This is a genomic window from Stenotrophomonas sp. WED208 (assembly GCF_040984485.1).
In the GTDB taxonomy this organism is placed as follows: Bacteria; Pseudomonadota; Gammaproteobacteria; order Xanthomonadales; family Xanthomonadaceae; genus Stenotrophomonas; species Stenotrophomonas riyadhensis.
Genome location: NZ_JAZARB010000001.1, coordinates 4028938 through 4041688, shown reverse-complemented (window position 1 = coordinate 4041688; position 12751 = coordinate 4028938). Strand labels below are relative to the sequence as shown.

Annotated in this window: 8 protein-coding genes; 6 read left to right on the top strand and 2 right to left on the bottom strand. The window is 68.3% G+C overall.

Going from position 1 to position 12751, the window contains the following annotated elements; genetic code table 11:
• The first annotated feature begins 77 nt into the window (after positions 1–77).
• The 3 genes from lptF to VPH47_RS18425 are packed head-to-tail and all read left to right on the top strand — an operon-like array spanning position 78 to position 3190.
• Positions 78–1160 carry an LPS export ABC transporter permease LptF gene (lptF, locus tag VPH47_RS18435; RefSeq protein WP_110710994.1) on the top strand — a complete coding sequence of 361 codons (1083 nt, stop codon included), beginning with the start codon at positions 78–80 and terminating at the stop codon, positions 1158–1160.
• Positions 1157–2263: an LPS export ABC transporter permease LptG gene (gene lptG / locus VPH47_RS18430; protein ID WP_110710995.1), complete on the top strand. Its 1107-nt coding sequence runs from the start codon at positions 1157–1159 to the stop codon at positions 2261–2263. The genes lptF and lptG overlap by 4 nt, the downstream gene beginning before the upstream one ends.
• 54 nt (positions 2264–2317) lie before the next feature.
• Complete coding sequence (locus VPH47_RS18425) at positions 2318–3190, top strand: hypothetical protein (protein WP_368851432.1); 873 nt, start codon at positions 2318–2320, stop codon at positions 3188–3190.
• 95 nt (positions 3191–3285) lie between these two features.
• Here VPH47_RS18425 and VPH47_RS18420 read toward each other — a convergent pair whose 3' ends face one another.
• Positions 3286–3777, bottom strand: coding sequence for an RDD family protein (locus tag VPH47_RS18420; RefSeq protein ID WP_180847386.1), 492 nt, complete (start codon positions 3775–3777; stop codon positions 3286–3288).
• A 56-nt stretch (positions 3778–3833) separates the two neighbouring features.
• Here VPH47_RS18420 and xerD point away from each other — a divergent pair, with 56 nt between their 5' ends.
• The gene (gene xerD / locus VPH47_RS18415) at positions 3834–4811 is read left to right on the top strand and encodes a site-specific tyrosine recombinase XerD (protein ID WP_110710998.1); all 978 of its coding nucleotides are present in this window, start codon (positions 3834–3836) and stop codon (positions 4809–4811) included.
• A gap of 100 nt (positions 4812–4911) precedes the next feature.
• Complete coding sequence (locus VPH47_RS18410; RefSeq protein WP_049447586.1) at positions 4912–5697, top strand: DsbC family protein; 786 nt, start codon at positions 4912–4914, stop codon at positions 5695–5697.
• A gap of 110 nt (positions 5698–5807) precedes the next feature.
• On the opposite strand, the gene VPH47_RS18405 is transcribed toward VPH47_RS18410, so the two are convergent.
• Complete coding sequence (locus VPH47_RS18405; RefSeq protein ID WP_368851431.1) at positions 5808–7907, bottom strand: glycosyl hydrolase family 18 protein; 2100 nt, start codon at positions 7905–7907, stop codon at positions 5808–5810.
• A 905-nt stretch (positions 7908–8812) separates the two neighbouring features.
• On the opposite strand from VPH47_RS18405, the gene purL reads away from it, so the two are divergent.
• Entirely contained in the window at positions 8813–12697 is a 3885-nt protein-coding gene (gene purL / locus VPH47_RS18400; RefSeq protein ID WP_368851430.1) for a phosphoribosylformylglycinamidine synthase, read from the top strand.
• Positions 12698–12751 lie beyond the last annotated feature (54 nt).

Sequence of the window (12751 nt, the reverse complement as noted above, 5' to 3'; positions counted from 1 at the left end):
CAATCGCAGGCCGTTTACGCCCAGACAGTAGACTGGGCGGCACCGCGAACGAACCCCAGAGTTTAAACCACCGCCCCATGCTGAAGCTCGACCGATACCTGCTGGGCGATTTCGTCCAGAGTTTCCTGGCTACCCTGATCGTCCTGCTGGTGGTCAGCGTGGGCGGCGTGCTGGTGGACATCCTCGGCAACATCGCCGATGGGCGCCTGCCGGCCAAGCTGCTGTTCTCGCAGCTGGGCCTGCAGTTCATCGCCTACCTGCCGCTGATCCTGCCATTGGCACTGATGCTGGGCCTGCTGCTGGCCATCGCCCGCCTGTACCGCGACTCGGAGATGGCGGTCATCACCGCCATCGGCGTGGGGCCCAAGCGGTTGCTGCGGCCGCTGCTGATGCTGGTGGTGCCGGTGGTGCTGCTGGTCGGCGCCTGCTCGCTGTGGCTGGGCCCGTGGGCCGGCCGGGTGGCCGAGCAGATGATCATCGAGGCCAACCGCAGCGTGCTGATGGCCGGTCTGGAGCCGGGCCGGTTCACGCCGCTGCCCAATGGCGGCGTGGTCTACCTGTCCTCGATCTCGCCCGACGGCACCGAGCTGGGCAAGGTGTTCCTGCAGCGGCAGAAGGACGACCGCCTGGAAGTGGTGTCGGCCAACAGCGGCCGCATGTACTTCGAGGGCACCCGCCAGCGCTTCCTGGAGCTGGACGACGGCCACCAGGTGGAAGGACCGGTGGCCGGCGCGCTGGATTACCGGCTGGCGACCTTCGCCCGCAACGACGTCGCCCTGCCCGATGGCGCGCAGACCCGCACCGAGGACGACCCGGAACTGATGCCGACCCTGAAGCTGATCGGCGATGAACGCCCGCAGGCGCAGGCACAGCTGCACCGCCGCCTGGCGCCGCCGCTGATCGCGCTGGCCTTTGCCCTGCTGACCGTGCCGCTGGGCCGCAGCTCGCCGCGCCAGCAGCGCTACGGCCGCATGATGCTGGCCCTGATGGCCTACATGGTGGGCACCAACCTGATGTTCATCGGCAGTGGCTGGATCGCCAATGGCAGGATTCCGCCCGCGCTGGGCCTGTGGTGGCTGACCCTGCCACTGCTGGCGCTGGCGATCTGGATGTATGCACGTGATGGCCGCCTGGGCCGCCCGAAGGGAGCCCGCGCATGAGGCTGCGCCCGATGCGTTTCGACCTGTACCTGGGCCAGTCGGTGTTCACCACGGTGCTGCTGACCTGGGCGGTGCTGGTCGGCCTGGATGTGGTGATGGCCTTCTCCGGCGAGTTCAAGGACATCGGCAAGAACGGCTACACCCTGGGCCATGCCGCAGCATGGGTGCTGTACACCGTGCCACGCCGCGCCTACACGATGTTCCCCACCGCTGCGGTGATCGGCGCGCTGATGGGCCTCGGCCAGCTGGCCGCGACCTCGGAGCTGACCGCACTGCGTGCGCTGGGCCTGTCGCGCAAGCGCCTGAGCGTATCGGTGGCGATCGCGCTGTCGCTGCTGACTGCGGTGATGGTGCTCAGCGCCGAGACGCTGGGCCCCTGGGGCCAGGACCGTGCCGATGCGCTGAAGGCCAGTGCCAAGTGGGGGCGGGACATTTCCACCACGCGGTACTCGGGCCTGTGGGCACGCGAAGGCGACACCTTCCTCAATGCGCAGAGCGGCGAAGAGCAGCTGGTGGGCGACAAGGGCACGCGCCTGATCCTGCGTGACGTGCGCCTGTACCGCATTGCCGACGACGGCAAGATTGCCTCGTTGACCCATGCCACCACCGCCGAGCACGACAAGGATGGCTGGGTGCTGACCGGGGTCCGCCGCGACACCTTTGGCGAGCGCTCGGCGACCCGCCAGGAAGTGGCGCGCGAACCGTGGAATTCGAAGCTGGATGCGGCTGCATTGGCCACCGGCATCGCCAAGCCGCGCAATCTCAGCCTGGCCGAACTCAGCACCAGCATCACCTATCGCCAGCGCAACGGGCTGGATGCGCGCGATTTCGAGGATGTGTACTGGAGCCGCTGGTTCTACCCGGTGAACGTGCTGGCGCTGTGCCTGGCGGCGGTGCCGTTCGCGTTCGGGTCGCTGCGCAGCGGCGGCATGGGCAAGCGCCTGTTCCTGGGCATCCTGTTCGCGCTGGGCTTCTGGCTGCTGCAGCTGTTCTTCGGCCGCATGGCCGGCGCGTTGAAGTTTGATTACCGCATCGCCTATGCATTGCCGCCGATCGTGATGCTGGCGGTGTCCGGATTGCTGTTCCGGCGCAAGTCGGGTTGATTCCCAGGGAGCCGGGCAAGGCCCGGCTGTTTCCGTTTCACTTCAAGGACGAACATGAGCTTCCAACGCTTTCTGCCGTACATCGCGGCCGTGCTGCTTTCTGCCGGCTGCAGCCGGTCCACCGTCGACTTCGAGATCGACAACCCGACGGATGCACCGCTGACCTTGTCGGTCGACCAGCAGGTGCATACCCTGCCGCCGCACACCTCCATGCCCCTGGTCCTGGAGCCGGGTCAGCACCGGCTGCAGAGCGAGAAGATCGGCAGCGTCCGCATGGTTGTCTACGCCGACGGGATCGGTGGGCTGATCAACCCGGCCATGGCCGAGTACGTGATCGTCACCGAGCAGTACGTCACCAGCAAGACCAATACCGGCAACCTGGCATCGAAGATCGAACTGAACGATGTGGAGATCGAGGGTCCCTACGTGAAGGCGACCGGCTTCTTCATTCCGCGCCGTTGGGACGCAGGACTGAAGGACGAACTGCCTGACACGGTGGTCTCCAGCAGCCCGGATACCTCGTCCGACTACCGGACCAAGCTCTACAACGTGCCCGGTTTCTTCGAATACCTGGATGCCGGGGACGAGCTGAAGGAGGCTTTCGGGCCGGATGGCTACCGGCCGCCGGCAGCATCGGTGGCTTTCACTGCCGCCCAGCTGCCGCCGCTTCCGGCGGCCTATGAGGCCCAGGGCAAACCGATGCGCGAGCTGTACGCGCAGTACCTTGCCGCAACCGACGCAGGCGAGCAGAAGCGCCTGAAGAAGGCCAGCCTGAAACTGTGGCAGGAGTTCGTGAAGACCCGTGCGCAGTTGAGCGCACAGTCGCCGGTGGCCGATGATGTGCAGGCCAATGCGTTTGCGTCCGCCTTCTTCGACCTCTGGACGCAGCCGGCGGTGATCCTGCCGGATCCGGCACCCGCTGGCTGATCGCTGCGTTGATCGTGTAGAGCCGAGCCCATGCTCGGCTATCGAGTGCATCGCGAAACGCAGCCGAGCATGGGCTCGGCTCTACACGTCGTGCATCACCGCTTCGGCATGCGCATCAGGCGGGTGCCGCTGGCGCGGTCGTGCCAGGTCAGGCGGTCGCGGTCGACCCATGCCCACCAGAACCCCAGTCCACCCAGCAGCAGCGACAGCGAGCCCACGGCGAAGCGCAGCCACAGTTGGCCGCGCCGCAGCGGCGCGCCATCCCCTGAGTGCAGTTTCAGCCGCCACGGCCGCATGCCCAGTGTCTGCCCGCCACGGCGCCAGCTGGCCGTGGCGTACCCCCCCGTGATCAGCCAGCACACCGCCCACAGCAGCCACTGCCAGGCACTGAACGGCGCGATGTTCTCGCGCTGCGCGTGGCCGCTGAAGGTGTAGGCGAGGGTGAACAGCGTGCCGGCCAGCATCCACAGCGCCAGTACCGGCAGTGCGTCGTAGACCATCGCCAGCACGCGCCAGACCAACAAGGCACGTGGGCGCGGCGCTTCGGTAGTGGCCGCAGGGGCGGTGTCGGTGACGGGGCGGGACATGCGCCGAGCATACGCAAAGCTGGCCGTGCCCGCAGTGGCCCTCGTATCCTGCACCCATGGCCCTTGTTTCAACCCCCGCCGAACGCCGCCAGCTGGTGCAGCAACTGCCCGAGCTGCGCGCCGACGACAGCGTGCGCATCCAGCGCTTCCTCGATGCGATCTGGGCCGAGAACGGCCTGGCCCGCGCCACCCTCGACAGCTACCGGCGCGACCTGGAAGGGCTTGCGCGCTGGATGGATGGGCGCGACGGTGGCCTGGCCGGCATCGAGCGCCCGGGGCTGTTCGATTACCTGGCCTGGCGCACCCGGCATGGCTGGTCGCCGCGCAGCAATGCGCGCCTGCTGTCGGCGCTGCGCGCGTTCTTCGCCGATGGCGTGCGCCGTGGTGAACGCAGCGAGGACCCCAGTGCACTGCTGGACCCGCCGAAGCTGCCGCGGCTGTTGCCGAAGGCGCTGGCCGAAAGCCAGATCGACGCACTGCTGGCAGCGCCGGACATCGACAGTCCGCTGGGCCTGCGCGATCGCGCCATGCTGGAGCTGATGTATGCCGCCGGCCTGCGCGTGAGCGAGCTGGTGCTGCTGCCGGCCACGGCAGTCAACCTGCGCCAGGGCGTGCTGCGGGTCACGGGCAAGGGCAGCAAGGAGCGGCTGGTGCCGCTGGGCGAGGAATCGCAGCACTGGCTGGAACGCTACCTGCAGCAGTCGCGACCGCAACTGGTCGGCAGGGGCAGGGTGCAGGCACTGGCCGATGGGCAGACGCCGTTGTTCGTCGAGCCGACGCTGCATGCGCTGACCCGGCAGGCCTTCTGGCACCTGGTCAAGCGCCACGCGCAGGTGGCCGGCATCGACCCGGTGCGGATCAGCCCGCATGGCCTGCGCCACAGCTTCGCCACCCACCTGCTCAACCGTGGCGCCGACCTGCGCGCGCTGCAGATGCTGCTCGGCCACAGCTCGCTGTCCACCACTCAGATCTACACCCTGGTGGCGCGCGAGCACCTTCAGAAACTGCACGCCCGCCATCACCCGCGCGGCTGAGCAGCGGCCTGAACCCCGGCCTCGGGCTGTGCGCACCATCGCGGCCGGGTACGGGTGGCTGTGTCAGAATCCGGGGTCTTCTTCTGCTGCGGACCGCTCCATGCTCCGATTTGCCATCGCCGCCGTGTTCGGTGCGCTCAGCCTGACCGCCTGCGCCCAGCCGGCCCCGCCGGCCGCCAAGGCACCCGCCGCGGCGGCGGCCAAGGCCGGCCCGGCCGCCAACGCTTCGGCCGACCAGGCCGTGCGCGCCGCGCTGACCGCGCTGAATCCCGGCTTCCAGGTGGACTACATCGGTGCTGCACCGTTCCCTGGTTTCCGCGAGGTCGTGGTTTCCGGCCAGTTGCTGTACGTGTCCGACGATGGCCGCTACCTGTTCCAGTCGCAGCCCTACGACACCCGCGCCAAGGGCCCGGCCAACAGCGAGGGCCTGCTCGGCTACCGCCGCGACCTGCTGGCCAAGGCCAACCACGGCGACCGCATCGTGTTCGCCGCGCCGAACGCGAAGTACACCATCAGCGTGTTCACCGACATCGAGTGCGGTTACTGCCGCAAGCTGCATCAGGACATCGCAGAGCTCAACCGCAACGGCATCTCGGTCGAGTACCTGGCATTCCCGCGCATGGGCCTGGGCAGCAAGGACTACACCGATATGATCTCGGTCTGGTGTGCAGCGGATCGCCGCCAGGCGCTGACCAACGCCAAGCGCGGTGGCAGTGTGCCGGCCAAGAACTGCACCAACCCGGTGGCGATGCAGTACGCGCTGGGCCAGCAGCTGGGTGTGAATGGCACGCCGGCGATCTTCGCCCCGGACGGCACCCAGCTGGGGGGGTACCTGCCGCCGGCGCAGCTGCGCGCAGCGCTGGAAAAGCTGTCGGCCAAGCGCTGACGCAGAAATGTAGCGTCGAGGCATGCTCGACTGCGGGACCATCAGCCGAGCATGGGCTCGGCGCTACAGATCAGAGGCCGGGGGCGCACAATGCGCCCCCGGCTTTTTGCTTACTTCAGGCCATCACTGACCGCCTTGGTCAGCGTGCCCTGCGCATCGTCACCGCTGAACTCCCAGACGAACGCGCCGCCCAGGCCCTGGGTCTTCACGTAACCCATCTTGCGGGTGATGTTGGCCGGAGTGTCGAAGCTCCACAGCGTGCTGCCGTTGTAGATCCAGGTGGCACCGGCCGTGTTGTCGGTGTAGCCCGGCCACGCCAGGTTCTTCAGCACCTTCCAGTCTTCGATGCCGGCTTCATACGTGCCCGGGGCGGCGCCGGTCGCGGTCTGGTACAGGCCGTTGTTGGCGTTGGTCACACCGGTCCAGCCACGCCCGTAGTAGCCGATGCCCAGGTTGAGCTTGGCGGCGGGCACGCCACGGCTGATGAAGGCCTCGATGGCGTCGTTGCTGTTGTAGAGCTTCTGGTCGCCGGTGGACGGATCATTCGGCGAATCGAACAGCGCCGACTGGTGATTGGTCTTCGCATCCCACGCGCCGTGGAAGTCGTAGGTCATCACGTTGATGTAGTCCAGGTACGGGTGGTACGCGGCCGGATCGGTGACGCGGATCTTGTCGATGCCGGCACCCACCGCCACCGTCAGCAACAGGCCCGGACGCACCGCATCGAGCTGGCGGCGGAACTCGGCCATCAGCGCGGTGAAGTTGGCGTTGTCCTCCGGCTTGCCGCATTCGATGCCACAGGCCACCGGGTACTCCCAGTCGATGTCGATGCCGTCGAATACGCCCAGTGCGGCACCGGCGCCACCGGCACCGTCGGTCACCGGCAGGTTGCCCTTGATGTAGGCGTCGATGCACGAGGCGACGAAGGCCTGGCGGTTTTCCGGACGCGCCGCGCTGGAGAAACCACGCGACCAGGTCCAGCCACCCAGCGAGATCAGCACCTTCATGCCCGGGTACTTGGCCTTGAGCTGCTTGAGCTGGTTCCAGTTACCGCGCAACGGCTGGTCCCAGGTATCGGCGCTGCCGCTGACGCTCTCGGCGGCACTGAAGGCCTTGGTGTAGTCGGCGAAGGCATCGCCACCGGCACCGCTGTTCGGATCCGACGGCTGGGTGATGCCCACTTCGCAACGGTTGTTGCGCACGTTGCCGAACGCGTAGTTGATGTGGGTCAGGCGTGCGGCCGAGCCACTGCTGTCGATGTTCTTGACCCGGTAGTTGCGGCCGTAGATGCCCCACTGGGTGAAGTAACCGATCACCCGCTTGCCGGTGGTGCCGCCGTCGCCGGCCAGCGTAGTGGCGCTGATCTCGGTGCCCTGTGCGGACGCATTGCCGGCGTTGTCGCGGGCACGTACGCGGTAGCGGTAGGTGGTCGACGCGGTCAGGCCGCCATCGACGTAGCTGGCACTGGACGGCGAACCGACCAGGCTGCCGTTGCGGTACACGTCGTAGCCGGCCATGCCGCTGCCACCGGCGTTGTCGGTGGAGGGGCTCCAGCTGAGCGCGATGCTGTTGGCAGTGCGCGTTCCGGCCGCCAGCCCGCCGGGCACGCTCGGCGCGGTGGTATCGCCACCGGCAGCGTTGACGGTGATGGTGATGGTCGCGGTGCTGCTGGTGGCGTTGTTGTTGTCGGTGGCCACCGCACGCAGGGTGTGGCTGCCGGCGCTGGCATTGACCCAGCTGGCCGCATACGGCGCACTGGTGGCCACGCCGAGCGTGCTGCCATCGCGGAAGAACTCGACCTTGGCGACGCTGCCGTCCGGATCACTGGCGTTGGCGGTCACGTTGACCGTGCTGCCGGCGCTGAAGGTGGCGCCGTTGGCCGGCGAGGTCAGGCTGACCACCGGCGGCTGGTTGCTGCCGCTGCCATCGCAGGCACCGAGGTTGGTGTAGTAGGGCGCACCGGCCGGATGGTCCGGCGGCGCGTTCCAGATGTCCTGGTTCGCCCGATAGAGGACGCCCCCTTTCTGCAGGGTATCGCCGGCCCGGTAGATCTTGGCCTGGTCCCACTGGGCCACGCCGGCACAGCTGGCGGCCTGCGCCAGGCCGGGCAGGGCGGCGGTACCGGCGGCCAGGGCAAGCAGCCAGGCCAGGCGGCGGGGACGACAGCTTCGGGTCGAACGTTCGGCACTGCGCACAATCGGGTCGTACATGGGTAAGTCTCCGATCAAAGGGCGCGCGGGCCCCGATGGCGCCGCGCGTGACGCAGGTCCGGGCGTCGCCCGGGAAGGCGACGGAGGGGGCGGACGGGGTACCTGGGAGGCCGGGGAGAGAGTCCGGCACCAGGTAGGGACAACGTTGTCATCAATCGCGTGGTCAATCCGTGAGCAAGCGCATGGTTCGGGGATTCGGGCGAAAGGCGGCGCTGCGCGCGGTCGGCGGCCATCGGCGGAGCCCCCTCGTGGCTGAGGTGAGTCGTTGAAAGCGGGTTTCTGAGGGTTGGCCGGGTGGGTGGGCTGCGCAGGGGACGCTGCAAGTACGTCCATGTAAGCTCGATCGCCGCTTGCTCTTGCGCGCAGTCCTGCACGCGCGGCAAGGCCAGGGTTGGGCGTCCTGCCCAACCCGCCCGAGGCATGCCTCGGGCCCATGCGGCTCACGCCCCTGCGCAGCCCACCCACCCGGCCCCTGACAGGTTCCTGCGCGGTCAGCCACGAAAGGCAGAACAAAAAATCAAAAGCAAAAGCCGGTCGCTGCGCTCTTCAATGCCTGATTTCTGAAATATCCTGGTTGCCGGCCAGTGGCCGGCACTACCGGGGAGCATCCACGCATGGCGTGGATCTACTGCAGATCGCGGAAATCTGTCGAAGGCGGGGTGGGTCCGGTTGCGGGGGCGTGAGCGCCATGGATGGCGCGACCGAGCCTACAAGGACGTATTTACGGCGTCCCCCGCAACCGGACCCACCCCGCCATCCCACGGGAACCCCGCTTTTGCTTTGGCAGTTGCTGTTGCCGTTGCCGTTGCCTCGGCCTCGGCGGGTGCCGGGCGCCGCCCGGCCAAAGCCCACCCCCCGCTTCCGGTACAATGTCGGGCCCGTTTCCCAACTACGGTTCCCCGGACATGATGGTCCTCGAGGGCGCGCCCGCCCTGTCGCCGTTCCGCCGCGAACGTCTTGAATCCCGCCTGCAGTCCATCGCTCCCTCCCTGCGCATCAGCGGTGCCTGGCACGTCTACTTCGTGCAGCCCGAAGGCAGTGCCGCCCCCGACCTGACCACCTTGTGCCGCATCCTCGAAGCTGCGCCGCAGGCCGAGGCCGTGGCCGACGGCGCGGTCAGCCGCATCGTGGTGCCGCGCCTGGGCACGCTGTCGCCGTGGTCGAGCAAGGCCACCGAACTGGTCCGTGGTGCCGGCCAGCCGGTCAGCCGGGTCGAACGTGGCCTGCGCATCGACGTGCAGGGCTGGCCGGCCGATGCCGCCGCCCAGCAGGCGCTGGTCAAGGCGCTGCACGACCCGATGACGCAGTCGGTGCTGGAGACCGTGGAACAGGGCCAGGCGCTGTTCTCGGCGCCGGCCCGGGGTGAACTGGAACGCGTGCCGGTGGACCAGCTGGAGGCCGCCAACCAGCGCCTCGGCCTGGCCATGGCCCAGGACGAGATCGACTACCTGCGCGAACGCTTTACCGCGCTCGGCCGCGCGCCGTCCGACGTCGAGCTGATGATGTTCGCGCAGGCCAATTCCGAGCACTGCCGCCACAAGATCTTCAACGCCAGCTGGACCATCGACGGCCAGGAACAGGACCGTTCGCTGTTCCGGATGATCAAGAACACCCACCAGCAGACCCCGCAGCACACGCTCAGCGCGTACAGCGACAATGCCGCGGTGATCGAAGGCCATCCGGCGTCGCGTTACCGCCCGGATCCGGCCAGCGGCGAATACCGCCGTGAGCCGCAGGTGCCGAGCGCGTTCCAGATCAAGGTGGAAACGCACAACCACCCGACCGCGATCGCACCGTTCCCGGGTGCATCGACCGGCAACGGTGGCGAGATCCGCGACGAAGGCGCGACCGGCCGCGGCGGCAAGCCGAAGGCGGGCCTGTCCGGGTTCTCGGTCTCGCACCTGCGCATTCCGGAACTGCCGCAGCCGTGGGAAGCGCCGCGCGCGCTGAACCCGCGCATGGCACCGGCGCTGGAAATCATGACCGACGGCCCGCTTGGCGGCGCAGCGTTCAACAACGAGTTCGGCCGCCCGAACCTGCTCGGCTACTTCCGCAGCTTCGAGCTGCCGGAAGGTGCCGATCTGGTGCGCGCGTACGACAAGCCGATCATGCTGGCCGGTGGCCTCGGCGCGATCGATCGCGTGCAGGTCGACAAGATCCAGCTGCAGGCCGGTGACGCGGTGATCGTGCTGGGTGGCCCGGCAATGCTGATCGGCCTGGGCGGCGGTGCCGCCAGTTCGGTGGCCTCCGGCGAGAGCGCCGAGGACCTGGACTTCGCCAGCGTGCAGCGCGACAACCCGGAAATGGAACGTCGCTGCCAGGAGGTCATCGACCGCTGCGTGGCGATGGGCGCCAACAACCCGATCAAATTCTTCCACGACGTCGGTGCTGGTGGCCTGTCCAATGCCATCCCGGAACTGCTGCACGACTCCAAGGTCGGCGGTGTCATCGATCTGGGCAAGGTGCCCACCGATGATCCGTCGCTGTCGCCGATGCAGCTGTGGTGCAACGAGTCGCAGGAGCGTTATGTGTTGGGCGTGGCGCAGGAGCGCCTGGCTGAGTTCGCCGCACTGTGTGCCCGCGAGCGCTGCCCGTTCGCCGCGGTTGGCGTGGCGACTGCCGAGGAACACCTGGTGGTGGCCTACGGTGCCGTGCCGGGCCACACCCCGGCCGATGCGCCGATCGATCTGCCGATGGACGTGCTGTTCGGCAAGCCGCCGAAGATGCACCGCGACACCGCGCACCCGCCGGCCCCGCGCTGGCCGGCGCTGAAGACCGGTGGCCTGGACCTGCAGGAAGCGGGCCTGCGCGTGCTCGCGCACCCGACCGTCGCCTCGAAGAACTTCCTGGTGACCATCGGTGACCGCAGCGTCGGCGGCCTGACCGCGCGCGAACAGATGGTCGGCCCGTGGCAGCTGCCGGTGGCCGACGTGGCGATCACCCTGGCCGACTTCGACGGCGTGTCCGGCGAAGCGATGTCGATCGGCGAGCGCACCCCGCTGGCCCTGCTCGACGCCGCTGCGTCGGCACGCATGGCGGTGGGCGAAGCGCTGACCAACCTGTGCGCGGCCCCGGTCGATGCGTTGGATGAAATCAAGCTGTCGGCGAACTGGATGGCCGCGGCCGGCCACCCCGGTGAAGACGCGCTGCTGTACGACGCGGTGAAGGCAGTGGGCATGGAACTGTGCCCGCAGCTGGACATCAGCATCCCGGTGGGCAAGGACTCGCTGTCGATGCAGGCGCAGTGGCACGACCAGGGCGAGGCGCACAAGAGCGTGTCGCCGGTGTCGCTGGTGATCTCGGCGTTCGCGCCGGTGGCCGACGTGCGCCAGCAGCTGACGCCGCTGCTCGACCGCGACGTGGACAGCGAGCTGTGGCTGATCGGCCTCGGCGCCGGCAAGCAGCGCCTGGGCGGTTCGATCCTGGCCCAGGTGCATGCCGACCACGCCGACCTGCCGGCCTTCGCCGGTGCCGCGCCGGACCTGGACGACCCGCAGCGCCTGCGTGGTTTCTTCGAGCTGATCCGCGATGCGCGCCAGTCCGGCCTGCTGCTGGCCTATCACGACCGCAGCGACGGCGGCGCCTTCGCTGCGCTGTGCGAAATGGCCTTCACCTCGCGCCTGGGCCTGGATATCACCCTCGATGCCTGGGGCGATGATCCGTTCCGCAGCCTGTTCAACGAAGAACTGGGCGCGGTGGTGCAGATCGCACGCGAAGACCGTGCGGCCTTCGCCGACCTGGTCGAGCGCCATGCACTGACCGAATGCGCGCAGCGCATCGCCAAGCCGACCACCGCACCGGTGGTGCGCGTGTCGCTGGGTGGCGAGAACCTGGCCGAGTGGCGCTGGGACGCGCTGTTCGACGCCTGGTGGTCGGTCACCCACGCGATGCAGAAGCGCCGCGACAACCCGGCCAACGCGGATGCCGAGCGCGAGGTCGCCCGTGCCTTCAATGCGCCGGGCCTGAAGCCGAAGCTCAGCTTCGACCTCAACGAAGACGTGGCCGCACCGTTCATCAGCACCGGTGCACGCCCGCGCGTGGCGGTGCTGCGCGAGCAGGGCGTCAACGGCCAGATCGAAATGGCCAACGCCTTCGAACGTGCCGGCTTCCGCGCCTTCGACGTGCATATGAGCGACCTGATCGAAGGCCGCGTGGCCCTGCAGGAGTTCACTGGCCTGGTCGCCTGTGGTGGCTTCAGCTATGGCGACGTGCTGGGTGCCGGCCGTGGCTGGGCCACCTCGATCCTGGAGCGCAGCGCACTGCGTGATGCCTTCGCCGCGTTCTTCGCACGCGAAGACAGCTTTGCGCTGGGCGTGTGCAACGGCTGCCAGATGATGAGCCAGCTGAAAAACATCATCCCGGGTGCCGAGCACTGGCCGCAGTTCCGTCGCAACGCCAGCGAGCAGTTCGAAGCCCGCACCGCGCTGCTGGAAGTGGTGGAATCGCCGTCGATCCTGCTGCGTGGCATGGCCGGCTCGCGCCTGCAGGTAGCGGTGGCGCACGGCGAAGGCCAGGCCGTGTTCGACAACGCCGTCGACCAGGCTGCCGCCCGTGTCTCGCTGCGCTACATCGATGGCCACGGCAACGTTGCCAGCCAGTACCCGCTGAATCCGAACGGTTCGCCGGACGGCATCACCGGCCTGACCAGCAGCGACGGCCGCGTCACCATCATGATGCCGCACCCGGAACGCACCCCGCGCGCGCTCAACCTGAGCTGGGCCCCGGCCGAGTGGCAGGGTGATTCGCCGTGGATGCGCATGTTCCGCAACGCGCGGGTATGGTGCGGCTGATCGCACCGCATCGCGCAGGCATCAATGCCATCGCGTATGGAAAAACCCGCCGTT

Coding starts and splice junctions, on each gene's coding strand:
- VPH47_RS18405 (WP_368851431.1), bottom strand. CDS start 7,907: ATGTACGACCCGATTGTGCGCAGTGCCGAACGTTCGACCCGAAGCTGT.
- purL (WP_368851430.1), top strand. CDS start 8,813: ATGATGGTCCTCGAGGGCGCGCCCGCCCTGTCGCCGTTCCGCCGCGAA.
- VPH47_RS18420 (WP_180847386.1), bottom strand. CDS start 3,777: ATGTCCCGCCCCGTCACCGACACCGCCCCTGCGGCCACTACCGAAGCG.
- VPH47_RS18425 (WP_368851432.1), top strand. CDS start 2,318: ATGAGCTTCCAACGCTTTCTGCCGTACATCGCGGCCGTGCTGCTTTCT.
- VPH47_RS18410 (WP_049447586.1), top strand. CDS start 4,912: ATGCTCCGATTTGCCATCGCCGCCGTGTTCGGTGCGCTCAGCCTGACC.
- lptF (WP_110710994.1), top strand. CDS start 78: ATGCTGAAGCTCGACCGATACCTGCTGGGCGATTTCGTCCAGAGTTTC.
- xerD (WP_110710998.1), top strand. CDS start 3,834: ATGGCCCTTGTTTCAACCCCCGCCGAACGCCGCCAGCTGGTGCAGCAA.
- lptG (WP_110710995.1), top strand. CDS start 1,157: ATGAGGCTGCGCCCGATGCGTTTCGACCTGTACCTGGGCCAGTCGGTG.